Origin of the sequence: Curtobacterium sp. VKM Ac-2861, from assembly GCF_013204965.1 — a bacterium.
Lineage (GTDB): Bacteria > Actinomycetota > Actinomycetes > Actinomycetales > Microbacteriaceae > Curtobacterium.
In genome coordinates, this window is the sequence record NZ_JABMLA010000006.1 from 222311 (window position 1) to 244015 (window position 21705).

The 21705-nt window shown below is 70.8% G+C and carries 23 protein-coding genes; 17 read left to right on the forward strand and 6 right to left on the reverse strand.

The window, feature by feature from the left end:
• Positions 1 to 7 precede the first annotated feature (7 nt).
• Together HQQ88_RS16155 and HQQ88_RS16160 are read right to left on the reverse strand one after the other, a co-directional pair.
• Positions 8 to 685 (reverse strand): hypothetical protein, encoded by a 678-nt coding sequence (locus HQQ88_RS16155; protein ID WP_131881870.1) that lies wholly within the window; start codon positions 683 to 685, stop codon positions 8 to 10.
• 95 nt (positions 686 to 780) lie between these two features.
• Positions 781 to 1536, reverse strand: a complete 756-nt coding sequence (locus HQQ88_RS16160) for a glycosyltransferase family 2 protein (RefSeq protein WP_131844813.1) — start codon at positions 1534 to 1536, stop codon at positions 781 to 783.
• 52 nt (positions 1537 to 1588) lie between these two features.
• On the opposite strand from HQQ88_RS16160, the gene HQQ88_RS16165 reads away from it, so the two are divergent.
• From HQQ88_RS16165 to HQQ88_RS16190, 6 genes are read left to right on the forward strand one after another with little or no spacing between them, the layout of a single operon-like run.
• The gene (locus HQQ88_RS16165; RefSeq protein WP_123937315.1) at positions 1589 to 2014 is read left to right on the forward strand and encodes a MarR family winged helix-turn-helix transcriptional regulator; all 426 of its coding nucleotides are present in this window, start codon (positions 1589 to 1591) and stop codon (positions 2012 to 2014) included.
• A gap of 56 nt (positions 2015 to 2070) precedes the next feature.
• Positions 2071 to 2712 carry an MBL fold metallo-hydrolase gene (locus tag HQQ88_RS16170; protein WP_173170259.1) on the forward strand — a complete coding sequence of 214 codons (642 nt, stop codon included), beginning with the start codon at positions 2071 to 2073 and terminating at the stop codon, positions 2710 to 2712.
• 55 nt (positions 2713 to 2767) lie between these two features.
• Positions 2768 to 3457 carry an HAD family hydrolase gene (locus HQQ88_RS16175; RefSeq protein WP_131881863.1) on the forward strand — a complete coding sequence of 230 codons (690 nt, stop codon included), beginning with the start codon at positions 2768 to 2770 and terminating at the stop codon, positions 3455 to 3457.
• A 40-nt stretch (positions 3458 to 3497) separates the two neighbouring features.
• Positions 3498 to 3980: a GNAT family N-acetyltransferase gene (locus tag HQQ88_RS16180; protein ID WP_248704329.1), complete on the forward strand. Its 483-nt coding sequence runs from the start codon at positions 3498 to 3500 to the stop codon at positions 3978 to 3980.
• 50 nt (positions 3981 to 4030) lie between these two features.
• Positions 4031 to 4651 carry a TetR/AcrR family transcriptional regulator gene (locus HQQ88_RS16185; RefSeq protein ID WP_260154530.1) on the forward strand — a complete coding sequence of 207 codons (621 nt, stop codon included), beginning with the start codon at positions 4031 to 4033 and terminating at the stop codon, positions 4649 to 4651.
• Positions 4648 to 6351, forward strand: coding sequence for an MDR family MFS transporter (locus tag HQQ88_RS16190; protein WP_173170261.1), 1704 nt, complete (start codon positions 4648 to 4650; stop codon positions 6349 to 6351). Before HQQ88_RS16185 ends, HQQ88_RS16190 begins: the two co-directional genes overlap by 4 nt.
• Positions 6352 to 6570: 219 nt before the next feature.
• Here HQQ88_RS16190 and HQQ88_RS16195 read toward each other — a convergent pair whose 3' ends face one another.
• Positions 6571 to 7569, reverse strand: coding sequence for a LacI family DNA-binding transcriptional regulator (locus HQQ88_RS16195; protein ID WP_367917039.1), 999 nt, complete (start codon positions 7567 to 7569; stop codon positions 6571 to 6573).
• A 163-nt stretch (positions 7570 to 7732) separates the two neighbouring features.
• Between HQQ88_RS16195 and HQQ88_RS16200 the strand changes: the two genes are divergently transcribed.
• From HQQ88_RS16200 to HQQ88_RS16225, 6 genes are read left to right on the forward strand one after another with little or no spacing between them, the layout of a single operon-like run.
• Positions 7733 to 8746 carry a nucleoside hydrolase gene (locus HQQ88_RS16200; protein ID WP_173170264.1) on the forward strand — a complete coding sequence of 338 codons (1014 nt, stop codon included), beginning with the start codon at positions 7733 to 7735 and terminating at the stop codon, positions 8744 to 8746.
• Positions 8747 to 8751: 5 nt separating this feature from the next.
• Positions 8752 to 10182, forward strand: a complete 1431-nt coding sequence (locus tag HQQ88_RS16205) for an MFS transporter (protein ID WP_123294886.1) — start codon at positions 8752 to 8754, stop codon at positions 10180 to 10182.
• Positions 10179 to 11060: a ribokinase gene (locus HQQ88_RS16210; RefSeq protein WP_173170266.1), complete on the forward strand. Its 882-nt coding sequence runs from the start codon at positions 10179 to 10181 to the stop codon at positions 11058 to 11060. Before HQQ88_RS16205 ends, HQQ88_RS16210 begins: the two co-directional genes overlap by 4 nt.
• 28 nt (positions 11061 to 11088) lie before the next feature.
• Complete coding sequence (locus tag HQQ88_RS16215) at positions 11089 to 12033, forward strand: Ppx/GppA phosphatase family protein (protein WP_123294888.1); 945 nt, start codon at positions 11089 to 11091, stop codon at positions 12031 to 12033.
• A gap of 19 nt (positions 12034 to 12052) precedes the next feature.
• Positions 12053 to 12760, forward strand: a complete 708-nt coding sequence (locus HQQ88_RS16220) for a DUF998 domain-containing protein (protein WP_123294889.1) — start codon at positions 12053 to 12055, stop codon at positions 12758 to 12760.
• Positions 12757 to 13368 carry a helix-turn-helix domain-containing protein gene (locus HQQ88_RS16225; protein ID WP_173170268.1) on the forward strand — a complete coding sequence of 204 codons (612 nt, stop codon included), beginning with the start codon at positions 12757 to 12759 and terminating at the stop codon, positions 13366 to 13368. The genes HQQ88_RS16220 and HQQ88_RS16225 overlap by 4 nt, the downstream gene beginning before the upstream one ends.
• Here the strand turns inward: HQQ88_RS16225 and HQQ88_RS16230 are convergent.
• On the reverse strand, positions 13365 to 13976 hold the full coding sequence (locus HQQ88_RS16230) for an antibiotic biosynthesis monooxygenase (RefSeq protein WP_123294891.1): 612 nt from the start codon (positions 13974 to 13976) through the stop codon (positions 13365 to 13367). The genes HQQ88_RS16225 and HQQ88_RS16230 overlap by 4 nt on opposite strands.
• Before the next feature lie 66 nt (positions 13977 to 14042).
• Between HQQ88_RS16230 and HQQ88_RS16235 the strand changes: the two genes are divergently transcribed.
• The gene (locus HQQ88_RS16235; RefSeq protein ID WP_173170270.1) at positions 14043 to 14486 is read left to right on the forward strand and encodes a DUF488 family protein; all 444 of its coding nucleotides are present in this window, start codon (positions 14043 to 14045) and stop codon (positions 14484 to 14486) included.
• 1 nt (position 14487) lies between these two features.
• Here the strand turns inward: HQQ88_RS16235 and HQQ88_RS16240 are convergent, their stop codons facing one another.
• Positions 14488 to 15303 (reverse strand): hypothetical protein, encoded by an 816-nt coding sequence (locus HQQ88_RS16240; protein WP_173170272.1) that lies wholly within the window; start codon positions 15301 to 15303, stop codon positions 14488 to 14490.
• Between the two features lie 69 nt (positions 15304 to 15372).
• Positions 15373 to 16383: a Ku protein gene (locus tag HQQ88_RS16245; RefSeq protein ID WP_173170274.1), complete on the reverse strand. Its 1011-nt coding sequence runs from the start codon at positions 16381 to 16383 to the stop codon at positions 15373 to 15375.
• An 87-nt stretch (positions 16384 to 16470) separates the two neighbouring features.
• Here HQQ88_RS16245 and HQQ88_RS16250 point away from each other — a divergent pair, with 87 nt between their 5' ends.
• The 4 genes from HQQ88_RS16250 to HQQ88_RS16265 all read left to right on the forward strand — a co-directional run bounded on the left by HQQ88_RS16250 (position 16471) and on the right by HQQ88_RS16265 (position 21683).
• A complete protein-coding gene (locus HQQ88_RS16250) occupies positions 16471 to 17949 on the forward strand; it encodes a hypothetical protein (protein ID WP_173170276.1) in 1479 nt (492 codons plus the stop codon).
• On the forward strand, positions 17946 to 18836 hold the full coding sequence (locus HQQ88_RS16255; protein ID WP_123294896.1) for an SDR family oxidoreductase: 891 nt from the start codon (positions 17946 to 17948) through the stop codon (positions 18834 to 18836). Before HQQ88_RS16250 ends, HQQ88_RS16255 begins: the two co-directional genes overlap by 4 nt.
• Positions 18833 to 21349, forward strand: coding sequence for an ATP-dependent DNA ligase (locus tag HQQ88_RS16260; protein WP_173170278.1), 2517 nt, complete (start codon positions 18833 to 18835; stop codon positions 21347 to 21349). Before HQQ88_RS16255 ends, HQQ88_RS16260 begins: the two co-directional genes overlap by 4 nt.
• Before the next feature lie 178 nt (positions 21350 to 21527).
• Complete coding sequence (locus tag HQQ88_RS16265) at positions 21528 to 21683, forward strand: hypothetical protein (RefSeq protein ID WP_159570798.1); 156 nt, start codon at positions 21528 to 21530, stop codon at positions 21681 to 21683.
• Positions 21684 to 21705 lie beyond the last annotated feature (22 nt).

Consider the following 21705-nt stretch of genomic DNA (forward strand, 5'->3'; position numbering starts at 1 on the left):
GCTCGATCTACGCCGTGAAGACGTGGTCCATGACGTCGTCGAGGAGACCCGAGGTCTCGATGTTCGACTGCTGGATGTGGATGCCGATGTCACCACGCGTGAAGTAGGTGTCCCCGTCGGTGACGGGGTACTGCTCGTTCTTCGACACCTTCTGGCACTGGTAGCCACCGGCCTCGTTGCCGCAGTCGTAGCCGTCGTCCGGCAGCTTCTGCAGCGCTGCGCTCGCGGTTGCCGAGTCCACGACGTCGACCGCGATCGACAGGTAGGAGATGTCGGCCTGCGGTTCCCGCCACACGCAGTACAGACGCTTGCCGTCGGCCTGCAGGACGGGGGTGAAGGCGCTCTTCGGGATCGCGACCGGGTCGCCGACGACCGAGGGGTCGTTCAGCGGAGCGGAGGCGAACGCGTCGTCCCACTTGCCGGCGGTGATGAGATCGGTGCAGCTCGTCGGCACCGTGCCGCCGTCGTAGTCGACCCCGGGGACCTGCGTGATCGTCGATGTCGGCTCCGGAGTGCTGCTCGGGCTGGCGCTCGGTGTGCCGGTGCTCTCCGCCGTCGTCGCGGACGGCGTACCCGGCCCCGCTGGTGCGCTCTGGGCGCAGCCCGTCAGGGCGAGTCCGACCGCCAGTGCCGCCGTCAGCGTCGCCGTGATCCCGGATGTCGTCGTGCGCGCTGATCGCCGCATCGTTCCCCCTCGTTCGTCGTGCGGACGTGCCCGCACAATAGAACGTAGGCGGACGCGCTGACGGCGTCCGCAAGCGTCACCGTTCCGTGACCCCGTCAGCGGGTGCGCCACCCGCGCCGCACCCGCAACCCGGCGCGCACCCGCCGCGCCCACCGACGCACCGGGTTCGCCCGCCGGCCGTTCACGCGGAACGTGTGGAAGGCGCGTCGCGTCCGCAACAGTGCGGACGGGAGGCCCGACAACGGTCGCGCGGACACCTGCACCGTGAGCACGGGGTCGGCCACCACCCGCCAGGCCGGGTCGAGCTGCATGCTCAGGTCGACGTCGTCGTGCACCTCGGGGTCCTCGCGGTGCGCTCGGCTGCGGACCGCGTCCCAGGTCCACCGCCGCATCGCCATCGCGGAACCGAACAGCGGTGGGCGGCCGAGCGCGGCCCACATGAGCGCGAAGTACGGCCGCATGTAGACGGCGTCCCACAGTCGTCCGATCAGCGGTCCGCCGTCGTGTGGACACCCGGGTCCGGTCACCGCGACGACCGTCGGGTCGGCCAACAGCCGCACCGCGTCGGCGATCCACTCCGGCGGCGGCACGGAGTCGGCGTCGAGTCGGACGAGGACGTCGCCGGAGGCCCGGTCGTAGCCGCGCGCCGATGCCCGGGCGATGCCACGGATCCGTTCGGTCAGCACGACCGCCCCCGCTGCCTGGGCGACCTCGGCACTGTCGTCCCGGCTGCCGTTGTCGACCACGACGACCTCGTCCGCGAGCAGCGTCTGGCCTGCGAGGGCGTCGAGGCAGCGTCGCAGGTGCGCAGCGTCGTCGCGCACGGGGATGACGACGGAGACGCGGACCATCCTCCGATCCAACCGGAGGTCCGCTGTGCGGCCACGCGGTAGCGTTCCGGGCATGGACCGGACCGACGAACTCGCCGTGGAGCTCCGGCACGCGATCGGCCGCGTCGTGCGCGCTGCGAGACGGGAGGCGGACTCGTTGCCGACCGCCCACGCGACGACCCTCGGGTTCCTCGAGCGCGAGGGCCCGATGCCGATCGCGGAGCTGGCCCGTCGCCGTGCGGTGAAGCACCAGGGGCAGTCGCGCACGGTCGGGGAGCTCGCCGACCTCGGGTACGTCGAGCGGACGGCATCGGACACCGACCGCCGCGTCTCGGTCATCCGCATCTCCGACACCGGCAGCGAGGTCCTCCGCCACGACATGACGGCGCGGGCCGACTGGTTGGCGACGGCGATCCGCGAGGAACTCGACGACGAGGAACGTGCGGCCCTCGAACGCCTGCCCGGCATCTTCGAACGGTTGGCCCGGCGCGCCGACTGAGTGCTCCCTCACCCGGATCGGCCACCAGAAGTACAACACAGTTGTAGTGTTGTCGCATGGAGCTGACGAAGTACAACCACGCCACCGTCGTCCTCGAGCAGGACGGCACCACCCTCGTCATCGACCCGGGTACCTTCACGCCCGAGGCTGCTGATCTTGCCGGCGCTGCCGCCGCGGTCCTCATCACCCACGAGCACGCCGACCACTTCGACGTCGACGCCGTCCGTGCCGGGCTCGACGCGAACCCGTCGCTCGTGGTCCGCGGGCCGGCGGCGATCGTCGAGCAGCTGGGTGACCACGACGGCCGCGTCGCTGCGGTCCGTGCCGGTGACGCGTTCGAGGTCGGGCCGTTCTCCGTGCAGGTCTTCGGCGAGCAGCACGCCGTCATCCACCGCGACATCCCGACGATCGCGAACGTCGGGTACCTCGTGAACGGCACCGTCTTCCACCCGGGCGACGCCTATCTCGTGCCGGGGGTCCCGGTCGGCACGCTGCTCATCCCCACGAGCGGCCCGTGGGCGCACACCGCCGCCGCCGTCGACTACGTCCGCGAGGTCGCGCCGCAGCGCGCGATCCAGATCCACGAGCTCCTGCTGAGCGACGCGGGACAGCAGATGAACGTCCGCATGCTCGGGACCGACGGTCTCGGCGGCGTGCCGACCACGATCCTCCAGGCGGGTGAGCACGTCACCGTCTGACGGACGCGACCGTGCTCCTGGGAGGCGATCCGCGCCTCCCGGGCAGCATGGAGGGATGTCCGACGCTCCCTCGACCGCAGTCCTCTTCGACATCGACGGCACGCTCGTCGACTCGAACTACGCCCACATCGATGCCTGGTGGCGCGCTGCCCGCGCAGCGGGTGAGTCCGTGGACGCCTGGCGGATCCACCGCGCGATCGGCATGGACTCCGCGAAGCTGCTCGAGACGCTGCTGCCGGACGCGTCCGACGAGACGCGCGACACCGTCAAGCAGTTCCACACCGCCTACTTCGCCGAGCACATGCCGCAGCTTCGGCTGCTGCCGGGCGCCCGTGACCTGCTCCGTGCGGTCGCTGAGGCCGGGCACGCCGTCGTCCTGGCGACGAGTGCTCCGGAGCACGAACTGACGCGGCTGCGCGAACTGCTCGACGCCGAGGAGTGGCTCACCGCGGTGACGAGCTCCGAGGACGTCGAACAGGCGAAGCCGGACCCCGGGATCATCCAGGTGGCGCTCGACCGGGCCGGTGTGCGTGCGGACGCTGCCGTGATGGTCGGCGACGCGATGTGGGACGTCGAATCGGCCGGACGCGTCGGCGTGACCTGCGTCGCGGTGATGACCGGCGGCATCGGCGGCGACGAACTCCGCGGCGCCGGCGCTGCCGAGGTCCACGACGACGCCGCTGCCGTGCTCGCCGCGCTGCGGTCCGGGGACGGCGCGATCGCCGCGCTGGGTGGGCGCGCGTGAGCGTGCACCGCTGCCGGCATCCGTGACAGGATCGTCGACCGTGATCACGATCGAACGCGTGTCCTGGGACGACCCCCGATCCGTGGTGCTCCGCGCCCGCATGGACGACGAGATGCACGAACGCTACGGTGCGTCGAACGGCGACGAGGACCCGGCGATCACGGCCGAGCGGAGCCGCGCGCTGTCCGTCGACCCGTCGACCGTCGTCGCCTCGGTCCTCGCGCTCGACGAGTCCGGGGACGCCGTCGGGCACATCGCGATCCGCCGTCTCGGCGACGAGGTCGAGCTGAAGCGACTGATCGTGCTGACGTCGGCTCGCGGCAAGGGCGCCGCCACCGCACTGCTCGACGAGTGCGAGCGCATCGGCCGCGAGCTCGGCGCACCCCGGCTGATCCTGCAGACCGGTGACAAGCAGCCCGACGCGGTCGCCCTGTACGAGAAGACCGGGTGGAGCCCGATCCCGGTCTACGCGCCGTACGCGGCGACGATGCCGTGGTCGTTCTGCTTCGAGAAGGCGCTCTGAGGCTTCCCGCCCGTATTGCACTCTCAGGGAGATAGTGCAATTCTTGCTCGGTGAGCACCACCGAACGCACCCGCGCACTGCGCCGACGCATGATCGTCGAAGCGCGTCGGGCGACCGTCGAGCACGGGTTGAGCGGTTTCACGATCGAGCAGCTCTGCGAGACCGTCGGGGTGTCACGGCGCACGTTCTTCAACCACTTCGCGTCGAAGGACGACGCCGTGCTCGGCATCGAGCTGCACGCCGACGTCGAGGCGATCGACCGGTACGCCGAGGGCGGGATCGTCCCCGGCGGACTCGACCCGCTCGACTCGATCGTCGCGCTGGCGATCGACCAGTTCCACCGCGTCGGCATCGATCGCGCGGACGAGGTCCTGGTGCGCCGGGTCTTCGAGCGGGAGCCGGCGCTCGTCGCGCGGTTCCTGTCGGCCACCGATGTGCAGCTCGCTCGGATCACGGACGCCGTGCGGCTGCGGTTCGGATGGGACGACCCCGCCGACCGCCGTGCGCGCCTCGTCACCGAGGCCGCCGCCGGGCTGCTCAAGGTGACGGCGGAGACCTACTTCGACGACGCCTTCGACGAGACCACCGGCCCGCCGTTCGACGAGCTGCTCACCCAGAACCTCCGCCTGATGAGGGCGGCCATCACCACCGGACAGGACTCCACACCATGAGCGCAACCGCGCCGGGCACCACCAAGCGTGCCCGCCCCGGCACCGACGGACCGCTGCTGCTGACACAGCGCCGGATCTGGATCATCTTCTCCGCGCTCATCGCGGGGATGCTGCTCTCCAGCCTCGACCAGACCATCGTCTCGACGGCGATGCCCACCATCGTCGGCGAGCTCGGCGGCGTCGCGCACCAGGCGTGGCTGACGACCGGGTACCTGCTCGCCTCGACCATCGTGATGCCCGTCTACGGCAAGTTCGGTGACGTCCTGGGCCGCCGCAACCTGTTCCTCATCGCGATCGCCTTGTTCACCATCGCGTCGGCCGGGTGCGCCTTCGCCGGCGACTTCACGCAGCTCGTCGTGTTCCGCGCCATGCAGGGGCTCGGCGGCGGCGGTCTGATGATCCTGTCGCAGGCGATCATCGCCGACATCGTGCCCGCCTCGCAGCGCGGCAAGTACCTCGGCCCGCTCGGTGCGATCTTCGGCCTGTCCGCGATCGGCGGCCCGCTGCTCGGTGGCTTCTTCGTCGACCACCTCACCTGGAACTGGGCGTTCTACATCAACATCCCGGTCGGCATCGCGGCGTTCTTCGTGGCGTGGTTCGCGCTGACCCTGCCGAACAAGAAGGCGACGAAGCGCATCGACGTGCTCGGCGTGCTCTTCATGTCCGCCGCGACCACGTGCCTGGTGTTCTTCTCGGAGTTCGGTGGCAGCAAGGACCACGGCTGGGACGCCCCCGAGACCTGGGCGTGGTTCGCCGGGCTCGTCGTCTCCGCCGCGCTCCTCGTGCTCGTCGAGTCACGTGCGCAGGACCCGGTCCTGCCGCTGTCGTTCTTCAAGAACCGCACCTTCCTGCTCGCGACCGGCATCGGCCTGGTGCTCGGCATCGGCATGTTCGCGGCGATCGGCTTCGTCCCGACGTTCCTGCAGATGGCATCAGGCACCTCGGCCGCGGTGTCGGGTCTGCTGATGCTGCCGATGATGGTCGGCCTGATCGGCACCTCGATCGCGTCCGGAAACCTGATCACCAAGACCGGCCGCTACCGGATGTTCCCGATCATCGGCACGGTCCTGGTCGCCATCGCGATGCTCGCGATGACCCAGCTCGCCGCGGCCACCCCGATCTGGCTGATCTGCGCGTACCTGTTCGTCTTCGGCGCCGGGCTCGGACTGATCATGCAGGTGGTCGTCCTGGTCGCGCAGAACGCCGTGCCGGCCGAGCAGGTGGGCACCGCGACCTCGACGAACAACTACTTCCGCGAGGTCGGCGCCTCCCTCGGGACCGCCGTGTTCGGTGCCCTGTTCACGGCCCGGCTCACGACGTCGCTCACCGACGTGTTCACCGGGGCCGGCGGTTCGGCGACCGATGCGGCGTCGTCGGCGGGCAGCATCGACCCCGCGACCGTGGCGAAGCTGCCCGAGGCAGTGCAGGACGGCATCGTGAACGCGTACGCCGACTCGCTGGCGCCCGTGTTCTGGTACCTGCTGCCCTTCATCGCGGTGGCGTTCCTGCTCGCCCTGTTCCTGCCGCAGATCACGCTCTCCGACACGGCCGGCATGGTCGCCCGTGGTGAGGCCGTCGGTGGCGACGAGGCCGACGAGCTCGAGCGTGCGCAGCGCGCGAGCCGGGCGGAGTCGGTGTCGTCCGAGTCCGGGTCGTCGAGTAGTGAGACGCCGGCGTCCCGCCGGGACGCCTCCGACTGAGCGAGACGCCGCCGAATCCGGCGGCGTCCTGCGGATCGCGGGGCGCGTTGTGGAGACGACGGCGTGCTGACGGGAGGCGCGGTGCCAGCTGGTACCGCGCCTCCCGTCCGTCGTCCGGTCGCGTCCACTGCCGCGGCCGGCGTTTTGCGGTGAGCGACACCTCGCGCGTTCCAGCACGCGTGAGGTGTCGCTGAGCGCGTGAGGTCGCGCGACCGGGCGCTACGCGCCGGTGCTCGCGCGCCGGACCAGGCGGGTGGGGAGCGCTACCGGCTCGGCCGCGGTGCCGTCGAGCGTCGCGAGCAGCCGTTCTGCGGCCGCGCGCCCGAGGTCGGCGCCGGGCAGGGCGACGCTCGTCAGGGCGGGGGCCGTCACCGAGGACGACGGCAGGTCGTCGAAGCCGGCGACCGCGAGCTCCCCGGGGACCGCGATGCCGAGCGAACCGGCGACGCGCAGGACGCCGTAGGCGAGCGTGTCCGCCGCGGCGACGACCGCGGTGACGTCGTCGTCCTGCCAGGCCTCGATGACGTGCTCGGTGGCCGAGGCTGCGGCGTCCACGGTGAGGTCGGCGCGGGCGGTGACCTCGGACACGGTGATGCCCGCGGCGGCGCACTCCTGCTCGAAGAGGTCGCGTCGGACCCCGAACGTCGTCGCGCGGGAGGTCCCGTCGAGGTACCCGACGCGGCGGTGCCCCCGTTCGTGCAGGTGCGCGACGAGGTCGTGGACGCCGGGGGAGAGGTCGTAGTTGACCGCTTCGGAACCACCGGGGGCGTCGAGGAGCACCACGGGCACGCTCGCCGACATCGACTCGCCCGCGGCCGGGGCGTCGACGAGGATGCCCGCCGGCCGGAGGCGTTCGAAGCGGCGGACGTCGGCTGCCAGGGGCTGCGCGCCGCGCTCGGTGACCGACAGCACGAGCTGCAACCGGTCGCCGATGGTGTCGCGCACGCCGCGGATGACCTCGGCGAAGAAGGGGTTCGACAGGTCGGGGGCGATGAGGACGACCAGGTCGCCGCTGCCCCGCGCCAGGGAGCTCGCGGCGTGGTCGACGACGTAGCCGAGCTCGTCGACGGCGTCGCGCACCCGCGTGGCGATGGGGACGGACACCCGGCCGCGGTCCTTGCCGTTGACGACCAGGGAGACCGTGGCGATGCTCGTTCCGGCGCGCTCGGCCACCATGGCAGCGGTCACACGGCGGCCCGGAGCGACGGATGAAGGCACGGGTCGATGCTACCGAGGGCGCCTCGACGACTTGACGTCAAACGCTTGACGTGTTTCGATGTCAAACGCTTGACGCGCTGCGTGACGACGCTCTGTCGGACCGCGGATCCCCACCGCGTCGAGCACAGACCCCTCGATTCCCCGAAGAAGTGGAGCGCCCAGCGTGCCCAGTGCGACCCAGCCCGCGAAGATCATCCTCGACTGCGACCCCGGCCACGACGACGCCGTCGCCATCCTGCTGGCCCACGGCAACCCGGACATCGAGCTCCTGGCCGTCACCACCGTCGTCGGCAACCAGACGCTGCCGAAGGTCACCCGCAACGCCCTCGCCGTCGCGCGCATCGCCGGCATCACCGGGGTGCCGTTCGCCGCGGGCGCCGATCGTCCGCTCCTGCGCCAGATCGAGGTCGCCCCGGACATCCACGGCGAGAGCGGCCTCGACGGGCCGATGCTGCCGGAGCCCTCGTTCGAGCTCGACCAGCGGCACGCCGTCGACCTGATCATCGAGACGGTCATGGCGCACGAGCCCGGCACCGTCACGCTGGTACCGACCGGCGGTCTGACGAACATCGCCCTCGCGGCCCGCAAGGAACCCCGCATCGTCAAGCGCGTCAAGCAGGTCGTGCTCATGGGCGGCGGCGTGCACGTCGGCAACTGGAGCCCCGTCGCCGAGTTCAACATCGTCATCGACCCCGAGGCCGCGTCGATCGTCTTCGACGCCGGCTGGGACGTCGTCATGGTCGGACTCGACCTGACGCACCAGGCTCTCGCCACCCCGGAGGTCGCCGCACGCATCGCCGCCGTCGGCACCGCCCCCGCCGCGTTCGTCGGCGAGCTGCTCGACTTCTTCGGCCAGACCTACAAGGACGCCCAGGGCTTCGACTCCCCGCCGGTGCACGACCCCTGCGCCGTCGCGTACGTCATCGACCCGACCATCGTCCGCGCCGTGAAGGTCCCGATCCACATCGAGACCCAGGGCACCCTGACGCTGGGCATGACCGTCGCCGACTTCCGTGCGCCCGCGCCGGAGGACTGCCGGACGAGCGCCGCCATGGAGCTCGACCACGAACGGTTCTGGGACCTGGTCGTCGACGCCCTTGAGCGCATCGGCGAGACCCCTGACACCGGCTGGACCCCGCGCGCCGCCACGACCACCACCACGACCTCGGAGATCTGAGCACCATGACCACCACATCGACGAAGAAGTCGATCGGCGCCCTCACCGCGGCGCTCCTCGCAGCGTGCATCGCGTTCCAGCTCAACGCGAGCATGCTCAGCCCCGCGCTGGTCACGATGGCGCGCGAGCTCAAGACCGACGACGCCACGATCGGGCTCTCGCAGACCCTGTACTTCACGCTCGCGGCGCTGTTCTCGCTGTTCCTGCCGCGCCTGTCCGACATCGTCGGCCGCAAGCGCGTCCTGATCGGCATGCTCGCCGTGATGCTCGTCGGCAGCATCGTCGCCGCACTCGCCGTGAACGTGCCGATGCTGTTCGCCGGCCGGATCATCCAGGGTGTGACCGGTCCGGTCGTCCCGATCTGCCTGCTCGTCCTGCGCAACGAGATCGCCGACCCGAAGCGCTACGGCGCCGCGCTCGGTCTGCTCACCGCCGTGAACGGCGGCATCGCCGGGGTCGATGCCCTGGCCGGTGGCTGGATCGCCACGAACTTCGGGTTCCGCGGGATCTTCTGGGTCATCGCCGTCGTCACTGTCATCGCGCTGGCGCTCGTCGCCGTGTGGGGTGTGGAGTCGAAGCCGTCCGCCGGTACCCGGATGGACTGGATCGGCGTCGTGCCCCTCGTCGTCTCGGTCGGGGCGCTGCTCACCGCGTTCAACGAGGCCGGCAAGCTCGGTGCCGCCAACCCGGCACTGGTGATCGGCGGTGTCGTCGTCGCGCTCGCCGCCTTCGCGGTCTTCTGGGCGGTCGAGTCACGCGTGAAGGAGCCGCTCGTCGAGACCCGGTTCCTGAAGCGACGTGCCACGTGGGCGCTCCTCGCGACGACGTTCCTGACCATGACGGGCGTCTTCGCGGTCGTCAACGGTCTCGTCACGTCGCTCGCGCAGAACGGCGACGCCGGCTTCGGCATGGAACCCGACCTCGCCTCGCTGGTGTTCCTCACCCCGTACGCGCTGGTCGGCTGGATCGTCGGTCCGTTCGCCGGACGCCTCGCGCCGACCATCGGCTACCGCGCCGTGCTCCGCTTCGGCCTGATCGGCAGCATCGTCTCGACGGTCCTGATGGCACTGGTGGGCGTGCACTCGCTGCCGGTCCTGGTCACCGCGACCGTCCTGATCGGCATCACGTACGCCGGCATCGCGAACATCATCCTGAACGGCCTGGGCATCGTGCTCTCGCCGGAGTCGAACCCCGGCTTCCTGCCCGGTCTGAACGCCGGTGCGTTCAACCTCGGTGCCGGGGTCAGCTTCGCCGTCCTGCCGGCGCTGCAGATCGCGCTCGGGGTCGGCGGGTCCGCGGGCACCGCCGGGTACTCGGGTGGCATGCTGCTCGGTGCCGTGATCACGACCGCCGCGCTCGCGATCTCGTTCCTCATCCCCCGCCCGGAGAGCGCCGAGACCACGTCCGTCGCGCCGCAGAAGGAGACCGTCCGTTGACCCAGACCATCGTGATCGTCGGATCGCTCAATGCGGACCTGGTGGTCCGGACCGAGCGGTTCCCGAAGCCCGGTGAGACCCTGCACGGGTCCGACCTGGCGATCCTGCCGGGTGGCAAGTCCGCCAACCAGGCGGTGGCTGCCGGGAGGCTCGGGGGCACGGTCCGCATGATCGGTGCGGTCGGCGACGACGGGAACGGTGCGCTGCTCCGCGACTCCGTCGCGGCTGCGGGTGCGGACACGACGCACGTCGCCGTCCGGGAGGGCGTGGCCACCGGCACCGCCGTCATCACGGTCGACGCCGCGGGGGAGAACACCATCGTGATCTCCGCCGGCGCCAACGGCACGCTGACGCCGGACGACGTGCCCGCCGACGCCTTCGACGACGCCGGCGTGCTCGGCCTCTGCCTCGAGGTCTCGATCGACGTCGTCCTCGCCGCAGCCCGGGCAGCGCACGCCGCCGGGGTCACGGTGCTGACGAACCTGTCGCCCTTCGGCGACGTCCCCGCCGAGTTGCTCGAGCTGACCGACGTCCTGCTGGTCAACGAGCACGAGGCCGAGTCGCTCGGCGAGCACGGTGTCGCGCGTTCGATCGTCACCCGCGGCGGCTCGGGCTGCCTCGTGCACGACGGTGAGGCGGACCCGGTGTCGATCGACGCCGTCCGGGTCGAGCCGGTGGACACGACGGGCTGCGGCGACGCCTTCATGGGTTCGGTGGCCCTGCGGCTGGCGGTGGGAGACTCCCTCGTCGACGCCGCACGGTTCGCGGTGGGGGTCGGGGCGTACGCCGCGACCAAGGCGGGCGCACAGGCCTCGTACCCGACCACGGCGGAACTCGAGGCGTTCCTGCGGGCGGAGGACGGGCCTCCCGGCCGTTGATCGCCGGCCCGGCCGCTAGCGTTGTGGCATGCGCGTGGGAGTCCTCGACATCGGGTCCAACACCGGCCACCTGCTCGTGGTGGACGCCCACGGCGGCGCCGCGCCGCTGCCGGCGTCCTCGTTCAAGCAGCCGCTCCGACTGGCCGAGCACCTCGACGACGCCGGCGCGGTGACGCCTGAGGGCGTCGACGCGCTGACGCGATTCGTCGCGGACGCCGTCCGCGTCGCCGAGGAACGCGGCTGCGAGGACATGCTCGCGTTCGCGACCTCGGCCGTGCGCGACGCGGTGAACTCCGACGAGGTGCTCGCCCACGTCGAGGCCTCGACCGGGGTCGAACTGGCCGTGCTGTCCGGTGGGGACGAGGCGCGACTGACGTTCCTGGCGGTCCGGCGGTGGTTCGGGTGGTCGGCCGGACGGCTCGCGGTGTTCGACATCGGCGGCGGCTCGCTCGAGATCGCCGGGGGCGCCGACGAGGCTCCGGACGTCGCGTGGTCGATGCCGATCGGTGCTGCACGGCTCGCCCGCTCGTACTTCGCCGCGGGCACCCCGACCGAGGACGACGTCCGCCGCATCCGGCACGAGATCCGCGTGGAGATCGCCCGCGACGCCGGCAAGTTGCTCCGCGCCGGACGTCCGGACCGTGCCGTGGCGACCTCGAAGACCTTCCGGTCGATCGCGCGGATCTGCGGGGCGGCGCCCTCGGGTGCCGGTCCGCTCGTGCCGCGGGTGCTCGACGGTGACGTGCTCCGGTCGAAGCTGCCGGCGCTCCTGACCATGTCGGTCGACGAACTCGCGACGCTGCCCGGGGTGTCGGCGAGCCGTGCGCACCAGGTGGTGCCGGGTGCGCTCGTGGCCGAGGCCTGCCTCGACATCTTCGACCTGCCGGCGCTGGAGATCTGCCCGTGGGCGCTCCGCGAGGGCGTGATCCTCGAGCGGCTCGACCAGCTGTCGGTGCTGGGCAACTCCCAGTAGTGACCGTTATGGTCAGTACATGACCAAAACGGACACACCCCGTGCGCTCGTCCCCGGCGCACTCTGGACGGTCGCGGGAGTCGGATGGCTCGTCGGCGAAGCCGTCTCGGCGTCGGCGTTCCCCGGCTACAGCTACGCGACGAACTACATCTCCGACCTCGGGGTCCCCGACGTCGGCGCGTTCGAGGGGCGGTCCATCGACTCACCGCTGCACGCGCTCATGAACACGACGTTCATCGGGCAGGGCGTCCTGTTCGGGATCGCAGCGGTGCTCGCCGTCGTGGTGTTCCGTGCCGCGTCCCGCCGTGCGCGGGTGGCGACCGCGGTCCTCGCCGTGGTCCACCTGGTCGGGATGGTCCTGGTCGGCTCGTTCCACGGCAGCCAGACGAGCACCGACGGCGGCACCATCGTGTTCCACGTCCTCGGCGCCGCAGCAGCGATCACGACCGGCAACCTCGTGGCGATCACCGTCGGCATCGGGTCCCGGGCGCTGCGGGCACCGGCGGCCTACCGGATCGCGAGCGTCGTGCTCGGGATCCTCGGCCTCGTCTCCCTCGTGATGCTCGTCGTGGACTCGTCGTCGACGGTGATCGACCTGCTCCCCGACGGCGTGTGGGAGCGTGCGTCCGTGTACACGATCGTCGCGTGGGAGCTCATGACCGGGATCACCCTGCTGGTCGCGGGGACCCGGCGGCGGGCGGCACGAGCCGCGGCGGTCCGCGCATGACCCGCCCCGCGCGCCGTGCTCGGCCCTCTGCCGAGGAGATCAACGGGGACGTCCTGGACATCACCGCCGGACTCATCGCCCGCCGCGGCATCAAGGACACCGCCGTGCAGGCCGTCGCCGACCAGGCCGGCTACTCGAAGGCGGGCATCCTCGCCCGGTTCACGAGCAAGGAGCTGCTCGTCGAGGCCGCGCTCGCGCAGTGCGCCGTGCAGACCGAGGCGATCCGGGCAGCTGCCTCCGACGCCCCCGCGGGGGAGTCCCGCGACGCCGCAGCGCTCGCGGGGATCGCCGACCTCGCACTCGCCCGGCCGGGGTGGGCGGAACTCGCCCTCGCGGCGTTCACCCTGCGGCGCGGGGACGACGTCGGCGTCCGGCTCGAACCGGTCGCCGCGACGCTCCTCGACGTGTTCGGCATCGACATGGCCGACGCCACGGCCACCCCGCTGGACCGGCGGGCGCGGGTCTCCGGGGCGTTCGGTGCGATCGTGATGCTCGCGCTGACGTACGAGACCGAGGTCTCCGCCGCCGAGGCCCGGCCGCACATGCTGCAGATCGGATGGGACGCCCTCGGCCACGGTGGGCCCGTGCCGCTCGGGGTCGTCGGTTAAGCCCGCTCGGACCTCGGCGGAGCGAGCAGCCACGGACGGATCAGCTTCGTCACGAAGGGCAGCACCCAGAACGTCATGATCGGTGTGAGCACGAGCGTCGTGATGAGCACCCGCGGCAGCGCTGCGAGTCCCGCGAACGACGGCACGAGCAGCCCGACGACGATCGTGAACGCCAGGTTCACCGGGAAGAAGCCGAGCCAGATGCTCACCGCCTGCTTCCACCGCGGGGGAGCGCTCGAGGCCGGGGCGTCCTGCGGGACGTCGAACCAGCCCTCGATGCCGGTGCGTTTCTCGACGCGGGACTCCACGACCAGGTCGCGACCGAGGTCGAGCCAGCGCAGCCGGTCGTCGGAGTTCTCCCACGTGGCCAGCGAGTCGTGGTCGGCGAAGCGGTAGAGCATGTGCCACTCGCGGGACTGCGCCCGGGACCGCACCCACCCGGAGCCGAGGAACCCCGGGTAGCGGTTGGCGAGGTTCACGCCGGACTGCACCCAGTGGGTGACCTCGGGGATGCGGTCGGGTTCGACCAGGCGGGTGATGGACACGGTGACGGGCGGGCCGGCGGTCTCGGGTGACGACTGCAGGCTCCCTGGCTCTTGTGGAGTCATGGGTCCAGTCTCGCGGACGCGTGTTACCGGCTCGTGTCGTGTCTCCGTCCGTGCTTGACTGGTCCGATGACGCCGCAGCGAATCATCGGGATCGGCTACGAGGGATCTGACCTCGACGGACTCATTGCAAAGCTGCGCCTCCGCGGTGTAGACCACGTCGTGGACGTCAGACTGAACCCGATCTCACGAAAGCGCGGCCTCTCGAAGACGGCGTTGCGGGCAGGGCTGGGCGCGGCGGGCCTCGGCTACAGCCACCTCCGCGCACTCGGAAACCCCAAGACGAACCGCGATGGTTTCGCAAGCACGACCGGCCCCGCGGCGGATGCAAGCCGGACTGCGTACCGGCAACTCCTGCGATCGGAAGCAGCGCAGGATGCACTCTCACAGATCCGGGAGCTCGCCACCGGCCATCGCGTCGCGCTGATGTGCTTTGAGGCCGACGGATCACACTGTCATCGGGAACTTGTCCTGGAGGCGCTCGGCGTCGGGGCGCTTGCCCTCGTGGTCTGACTCAGAAGAGCGTCGAACCCCAGTCCGAGTCCCTCGGTACGTGGTGGATTCCGAGCGCCGAGAAGCTCCTTCGTTTCGGAGGGTCGGCGATGTTGCCGACGAACAGCGATGTGCGCCGGTCGGAGCTGAACTGCTCATCGCCGAACTTGCGCTCGATCTGGGCTTTCAGCGCATCGTCCGAAAGGTGCCGCTGATGGTACTGCAGCGCCGACAGCTCGAAATCGAGCAGAGACGGTTCGTGACCGGGGCAACTCGCGGTGTCGCACCGGTACCGGATCTTCACCACGAACCGCGGCGGCTGCAGCGGCGCTCGTGCAGAGCCCGGATCGTCGAAGAGCGTCGGCTGTGAAACTGCGGCTTCGACCGCCCGCTGTTGCGATTGCGACCAGCCCTTGTGCCGGCTGATGACAAGGCGATCGAAGCGAGCCACATGCACAAGGCCGAGGGACTGAGAGTCCTGATGGCGGTGCACTCCCGCAATCAGATCGCACATGCTCGGGCCGATGAAGGTCGAGAGGACGCGTTCGCGTGCGGCTTTCTGTTTGAGGTTGGTCGTGACGCGAAGTGAGTCCCAGATCGGTCGACGACTCTCGTGGCGACTGTCTGACTTCGCGGGGATCGTGTCGACCTCGATCACGTCGTACTTCTTGAACTGCTGATCTGTCGAGAGATGCCGGAAGGGCACCGGGTACAGGCGGACCCAGTCGCGCCGGTCGCCATCGACGCGCACGCCGGCAACGCAGACCGTGTCGATGTAGGTGTTCGAGGGCTCGGGTGCCGCCTTGACCGTGACCAGCACCTGCATCCGTTCCGGCATTCGCCACCCCTCTTGCCCTGAAATCTCAGCATACTGGGCTGCGAGGCCGTCCGCATCGGGCGGCTCGGGCTAGCTCGCCTGCTTCTTCTCGGCGGGTGCCTTCTTCGCCGGGGGCTTCTTGGCGGGCGCCTTCTTTTTCGCAGGGGCCTTCTCCGCCGTTGACTTCTTCGCCGCGGCCTTCGCAGCCGGCGCCTTCGCGGCCGGTGCCTTCTTCGTCGAGCCGGACGCGCTCGAGTCGGAACCCGACGACGAACGTGAGCTCGACGCCGAACGCGACCCCGCGCCTCCTGTCCGCTTCTTGTCCACGGACGCACGCAGGGCGGCCATCAGGTCGAGGACGTCACCGCCCTCGCCCTCGTCGTCCTCGTCCTCCTTCGCGCCGAACGTCTTCTCGGTGTCGATGTCGTCACCGGCGTCGAGCTTGGCGTCGATGAGCTGCTGCAGTTCCTCTTGGTAGGAGTCGGTGTAGCGGTCGGGATCGAAGTCCGTCGACATGCTCTCGACGAGCGACGAGGACATCTTCAGTTCGTTCGCGCTGACCTTCACCGACGAGTCCAGCGCCGTGAAGTCGGCGGCTCGGACCTCGTCGCCCCACAGCAGCCCCTGCAGCAGGACCACGTCGTCGTGAACACGCAGCACGCCGAGCCGGGTCTTCTGGCGCAGCGTGAACTGCACGATCGCGAGCCGGTCGGTCTTCGCCAGGGTCTCGCGCAGCAGCACGTAGGCCTTCGGCGAGCGCGAGTCGGGCTCCAGGTAGTACGTCTTCTCGAACATCATCGGGTCGACCTGGTCGACGGGCACGAACTCGAGCACCTCGACCTCGTGCGACTGCTCCTCGGGGAGCTGCTTGAAGTCGTCCGCAGTGAGCACCACGGTCTTGTCGCCGTCGTCGTAGGCGCGCTGGATGTCGGCGTACTCGACCTCGTGCCCGAACTCGCAGACGCGCTTGTAGCGGATGCGGCCCTTGTCCTCGTCGTGGACCTGGTGCAGGGACACGTCGTGCGTCTCAGTGGCCGCGTAGACCTTGATGGGCACGTTGACGAGCCCGAACGCGATGGAGCCCTTCCAGATCGACCTCATGCGCACATGATGCCCGTGTCCGCACGGGAGCGCCCGCAGTGTCGCTGGATGCGACGGGATGTCCGCGGTCGCTGGTACCCATGACACATGTTCGAGGGGATCATGCGGACGGTGCAGTCGCTGACCGGAGCCGGGGTCGTGGTGGCGGTCGGGACGCTGCTCGTGTTCGTGCGCGGAGCGCTGCGACCGGCCGACCTGCAGCAGCGGATCGACGACCGGACAGCACGGTGGCTGATGCCCTTCCTGCGCTCGGGCGGTGCGGTGTCGCAGGCGCAACGACAGCAGATCGCCGCGCTGCTGCCGGCTCGCGACGACCCGACACCACCCGGGACGGAGGCGCTCGCCGCGCTCGAGCCATGGCTCCGGGACCCCGGTCGGACGCGTGCGGAACTCGTCGTGCGGTCCAGGGCGCACGCCGTCCGGCGGCTCGACGCTCACGACCGTGCCCTGAAGGGGGCGCCGACCTTGCGCGCGGCGCTCTGGAGGACACGGCTGGCCGGGTGCACGGACGAGCTCCGATCGCTCGTCGACGCCGCTGTGTGGCTCGTCCGCGCCGCCACCGACCGACGACGTCTCCGTCTGTCCGGGCATCTCGCCGCCTGGGTCGGTGGCGGCGGTGCGTTGCTGAGTGCGGTCGTGGTCGCCGGCGGCACGTCGCGGGGTGTGGCGGACGCCGCCGGCGAGATCAGTACCTCCGCGGCAGTCCTCGCACTCCTCGCCGCGCTGGTCGGCCCCGCGCGGCATCGGTTGTGCGCCGCCGCGGCGGACCTCCGAGCCCTCCCACCGCGCTTCCGCGTCGTGATGACGCTCGGAACCTTGGTGGTCCTCGCGCTCGTGGCCCTCTGGCAGACCGGCACCATCCGTGCCCTGTGGGCCTGGACGGCGCAGCTCGCCGACGACCTCCCGACCTCCTGGTCCGTGCTGCTCGGCGGAGCGGTGTCCGGGCTGATGCTCCTGGCGGTGGTCATCGGTGGGGTACGGTCCGCACTCACGCGTGGCGTCCCGCTGCACGACCGGTTGATGACCATCGGTGCGGTCGTCCTCCTCGGCGGCGCTGCCGTCGTCGGTGTCGTCGCTCTCGTACCGGTCGCCGCTCCGTTCCTCAGCGTCGCGACGATCGCATGGATCACCACGCTCGTCGGCGTCACCGTGGCGTCCGGTGTCGTGCGGATCACCGATGACCACCGCCTGGCGACTGGGCTCGCGGCGGCCGGCCGTCCGGTCCGTCGCGGCAGCTGGCCGTACGCGACCGCGTCGGTCGTGATTGCGTTCACGGCGGCCTGGATCCTGACGAGCGTGGTCGGCACGACGACCACCGCGGTGGTCGTGCAGCTCGTCGGGGTGGCCGCGGGACTCGCGCTGGGGCCGCTGTCCGTGTGGGCCGCTGTGTGCCTCTGGCTTGCCGATCGCCGCATCCGGCGGGCGGACGAAGCGTGGCGACTCGCTGGCGCGCCCGGCCGCACCGTCGCCGGCGGAGGCGAGAGTGCAGCCGCGTCGAGTGAGTCGTCCACAGATCCGGGTTCGCTGGACCGTCGACCGGTCGACGCGAGCACGATGGGCGCATGAGCCAGCTCGACAAGCAGGACCCGCGCTCGCAGTTCGCCAGACCGCCGTTCCCCGCGCAGACGCAGCAGGGGTCCGGGCTGGCCAGTGCGATGGACCCGCCGCCCGACCACGGCGAGGTCTCCTACCTCGGCACGGGGCGCATGCGGGGGTACCGCGTGCTCGTCACGGGTGCCGACTCCGGCATCGGCCGAGCCGCGGCGATCGCGATGGCGAAGGAAGGGGCCGACGTCGCACTGAACTCCCTGCCCGAGGAGATCGACGACCTGACCGAGGTCCGTGACGTCATCGCCGACCTCGGTCGCAACGCCGTGATGCTGCCCGGTGACCTGACGGACGAGGGCTTCTGCGACGAACTCGTCCGGACGGCGGTGCGCGACCTCGGCGGGCTGGACGCCCTCGTCCTGGTCGCCGGACACCAGCTGGTGCACGAGGACGTCACCGAGCAGTCGACCGAGGACTTCGACCGCACGATGAAGGTCAACCTGTACTCGCTGTTCTGGCTGGTCCGGGCAGCCGTGCCGCACATGGCGCCGGGCAGCGCGATCGTGACGACGAGTTCGGTGTCCGCGTACCAACCGCAGGACCGCATGATCGACTACGCGGCGACGAAGGCCGCGATCACCACCTACACCAACGGCCTCGCGCGGCAGCTCGCGGCGAAGGGCATCAGAGCGAACACCGTGGTGCCCGGGCCCGTGTGGACGCCACTGCAGCCGATCAGCTACCCGGGCGACGAGATCGCACGGTACGGCCAGGACACCCCCTTCGGCCGGCCGGCGCAGCCCGTCGAGCTCGGCAGCGCCTACGTGTACCTGGCGGGGCCGGAGTCGTCGTACACCTCGGGCACGACCCTGACGGTGGCGGGAGCGACCGGGGTGGCGCTGTGAGTCCGGCGGCCCGCAAGACCGTCGTCCTGGTCGGCGAACGGCGACTGGCGCTGACGAACACGGACAAGGTGCTCTACCCCGAGACCGGCACGACCAAGGGGCGGGTGATCGAGTACTACGAGCGTGTGGCGCCGTGGATGATCCCGCACGTCAAGGACCGTCCAGTGACCCGGAAGCGGTGGGCGAACGGCGTCGACGGCAAGGTCTTCTTCGAGAAGAACCTGCCGGACTCCGCCCCGGACTGGGTCCGCCACCACACCATCCACCACTCCGAGCACGACAACGAGTACCCGATCGTCGACGACCTGCCGACCCTCGTGTGGATGGCGCAGCAGGCCGCGCTGGAACTGCACGTGCCGCAGTGGCGGTTCGGCCCGCGCGGTGGGCAGCAGAACCCGGACCGGCTCGTGCTCGACCTGGACCCCGGCGAGGGCGTCGGCCTGCCCGAGTGCGTCGAGGTGGCGGTCGCGGCACGCGAGATCCTGCACGGCATGGGGCTCGACCCGTACCCGGTGACCTCCGGTTCGAAGGGGATCCACCTCTACGCCGCGCTCGACGGCCGGTCGACCACGGCGAACGTCTCCGACGTCGCGCACGAACTCGCGAAGGCGCTCGAGCACGACCTGCCCGACCTGGTGCTGTCGTCGATGAGCCGGGCCGAGCGGACGGGCAAGGTGTTCGTCGACTGGTCGCAGAACAACGGCAACAAGACGACGATCGCGCCGTACTCGCTGCGCGGCCGCGAGCGGCCGACGGTCGCAGCACCCCGCACCTGGAAGGAACTCGAGGAACGCGGGCTCGCGCAGCTCACGTTGGACGAGGTCCTCGAACGCCTGGAGGCCCGTGGGGACCACCTGCACCCGGTCGCCTCCGCCTCGCTGGCCGTCGGGCGCGACGACCACGGTCACTGGGACAGCGACCGGACCGAGCGTGCGAACGAGGCCGAGCAGCCGGCTCGCGACCGGCTCACTGCCTACCGCGCGAAGCGCGACGCATCGAAGACGCCGGAACCGGTGCCCGAAGGAGCCCCCACGGTCCGGAAGGACGGCACCCCGACGTTCGTGATCCAGGAGCACCACGCCACCCGCGACCACTACGACTTCCGGCTGGAGCACGACGGTGTGCTGGTGAGCTGGGCATTGCCCAAGGGCGAACCGACCGACCCGGGCAAGAACCACCTGGCCGTGCAGACCGAGGACCACCCGCTCGAGTACGGCGCGTTCGAGGGCACGATCCCGAAGGACGAGTACGGCGGCGGCACGGTCACGCTCTGGGACGACGGCACCTACGAGCTCGAGAAGTGGCGCGAGGGCGAAGAGGTCATCGTCACCCTGCACGGTCGGACCGGCGGCGCTCGCCGACTGGCGCTCCTGCACACCCGCGGTCGGGGCGGAGCGGGCGACGAGAAGAACTGGCTCATCCACCGCACGAAGGAGCAACCCGACAAGCTGGCGGACGCCGGCGGCGCGACGGACGCGGGGCGGGCCTCCCGTCCCTCTGCCGCGCACCGAGACGGACAGCGGCGCATCAGCGGAGCCAGCCCTGCGGACACCCCTCCGGGGGACCGACGGACCATGCAGGCCACCCTGGCGAAGGACGCACCCCGGCTGGACCCGGCCGACTGGGCGTTCGAGATGAAGTGGGACGGCGTCCGTGCGCTCGCCACCGTCCGGGACGGCTCGGTCACGCTGCGGAGCCGGAACGACAACGACCTGACGGAGCAGTACCCGGAACTGCAGGAACTCGGCGACCGTGCCGGGGTCGACGGCGTCTTCGACGGCGAGATCGTCGCGTTCGACGACCGGGGGCGCCCGAGCTTCCAGCTCCTGCAGAACCGGATGGGCCTGACGAAGGCGCGCGAGGTGCGGGCGGCGCAGCAGACGACCCCCGTGCGGTTCCTGGTCTTCGACGTGCTCGAGGCCGACGGGCACGAACTCACCCGCCTCGCGTACGACGCCCGGCGGCAAGCGCTCGAGACGGTCGTCGAGCCCGGCGGGGCGATCGACGTGCCGCCAGCCTCGCAGGGTGACCTCGACGGCGTGATGGCGTCGTCGCAGGAGCAGGGCCTCGAAGGGGTCGTCGCGAAGAAGCGCAGCTCGAAGTACGCCGAGGGCAGGCGGTCCGAGGCCTGGCTGAAGCTGAAGCACCACGCCACGCAGGAAGTCGTGGTCGGTGGGTGGAAGCCTGGCAGTGGTCGTCGAGCGGGCGGGATCGGCTCGTTGTTGCTCGGCGTGCCCGGTCCGGACGGTCTCGAGTACGTCGGCAAGGTCGGCACCGGGTTCCGTGACCGCGACCTCGACGAGATCGCCGCAGCGCTGCGACCGCTCGACCGGAAGACCTCGCCGTTCATCGACGTGGCCCGGATCGACGCACGGGACGCGCACTGGGTGACGCCGAAGCGGGTGGGCGAGGTCGAGTTCGCCGAGTGGACCGGTGACGGACGCCTGCGGCAGCCGTCCTGGCGGGGCTGGCGTCCGGACAAGGACCCCGAGGACGTGGTGCGCGAACACTGACCTGCTCGCCGGACCGGCCGCCATGTGCCGGCTCGCGAACGCGCTGATGCGTGCGCATGGGGTCCGCCCGTGGCGAAATTCCGTCCCCCGTCCGGCGCTCGGGCGGGGGACGTTTCCACCCGTCCGGCCGCCGGTCCGCCGCCGACTGTTACGTTCGCCGGGACGAAAGGGCCTGGGGATGAGCTCGAGCAAGTACCTGCCGCCGTACACGGCCGAGGAACGCGTCGCGATCAACGGGGATCGTGCCGCACGGATCCCGGTCGATCCGGGGGCCGTGGTGACCGACACCGAAGCGACCTACGCGGACTTCCTCGCCGACGAGACCGACGAGTAGCCGCCGGGGCGGGGGAGAAGAC

What these genes read in the sequence shown, in the direction of transcription:
- HQQ88_RS16155 (WP_131881870.1), bottom strand. Translation starts at nt 685, where the DNA reads ATGCGGCGATCAGCGCGCACGACGACATCCGGGATCACGGCGACGCTG.
- HQQ88_RS16160 (WP_131844813.1), bottom strand. Translation starts at nt 1,536, where the DNA reads ATGGTCCGCGTCTCCGTCGTCATCCCCGTGCGCGACGACGCTGCGCAC.
- HQQ88_RS16165 (WP_123937315.1), top strand. Translation starts at nt 1,589, where the DNA reads ATGGACCGGACCGACGAACTCGCCGTGGAGCTCCGGCACGCGATCGGC.
- HQQ88_RS16170 (WP_173170259.1), top strand. Translation starts at nt 2,071, where the DNA reads ATGGAGCTGACGAAGTACAACCACGCCACCGTCGTCCTCGAGCAGGAC.
- HQQ88_RS16175 (WP_131881863.1), top strand. Translation starts at nt 2,768, where the DNA reads ATGTCCGACGCTCCCTCGACCGCAGTCCTCTTCGACATCGACGGCACG.
- HQQ88_RS16190 (WP_173170261.1), top strand. Translation starts at nt 4,648, where the DNA reads ATGAGCGCAACCGCGCCGGGCACCACCAAGCGTGCCCGCCCCGGCACC.
- HQQ88_RS16205 (WP_123294886.1), top strand. Translation starts at nt 8,752, where the DNA reads ATGACCACCACATCGACGAAGAAGTCGATCGGCGCCCTCACCGCGGCG.
- HQQ88_RS16215 (WP_123294888.1), top strand. Translation starts at nt 11,089, where the DNA reads ATGCGCGTGGGAGTCCTCGACATCGGGTCCAACACCGGCCACCTGCTC.
- HQQ88_RS16220 (WP_123294889.1), top strand. Translation starts at nt 12,053, where the DNA reads ATGACCAAAACGGACACACCCCGTGCGCTCGTCCCCGGCGCACTCTGG.
- HQQ88_RS16225 (WP_173170268.1), top strand. Translation starts at nt 12,757, where the DNA reads ATGACCCGCCCCGCGCGCCGTGCTCGGCCCTCTGCCGAGGAGATCAAC.
- HQQ88_RS16230 (WP_123294891.1), bottom strand. Translation starts at nt 13,976, where the DNA reads ATGACTCCACAAGAGCCAGGGAGCCTGCAGTCGTCACCCGAGACCGCC.
- HQQ88_RS16235 (WP_173170270.1), top strand. Translation starts at nt 14,043, where the DNA reads ATGACGCCGCAGCGAATCATCGGGATCGGCTACGAGGGATCTGACCTC.
- HQQ88_RS16240 (WP_173170272.1), bottom strand. Translation starts at nt 15,303, where the DNA reads ATGCCGGAACGGATGCAGGTGCTGGTCACGGTCAAGGCGGCACCCGAG.
- HQQ88_RS16245 (WP_173170274.1), bottom strand. Translation starts at nt 16,383, where the DNA reads ATGAGGTCGATCTGGAAGGGCTCCATCGCGTTCGGGCTCGTCAACGTG.
- HQQ88_RS16250 (WP_173170276.1), top strand. Translation starts at nt 16,471, where the DNA reads ATGTTCGAGGGGATCATGCGGACGGTGCAGTCGCTGACCGGAGCCGGG.
- HQQ88_RS16255 (WP_123294896.1), top strand. Translation starts at nt 17,946, where the DNA reads ATGAGCCAGCTCGACAAGCAGGACCCGCGCTCGCAGTTCGCCAGACCG.
- HQQ88_RS16265 (WP_159570798.1), top strand. Translation starts at nt 21,528, where the DNA reads ATGAGCTCGAGCAAGTACCTGCCGCCGTACACGGCCGAGGAACGCGTC.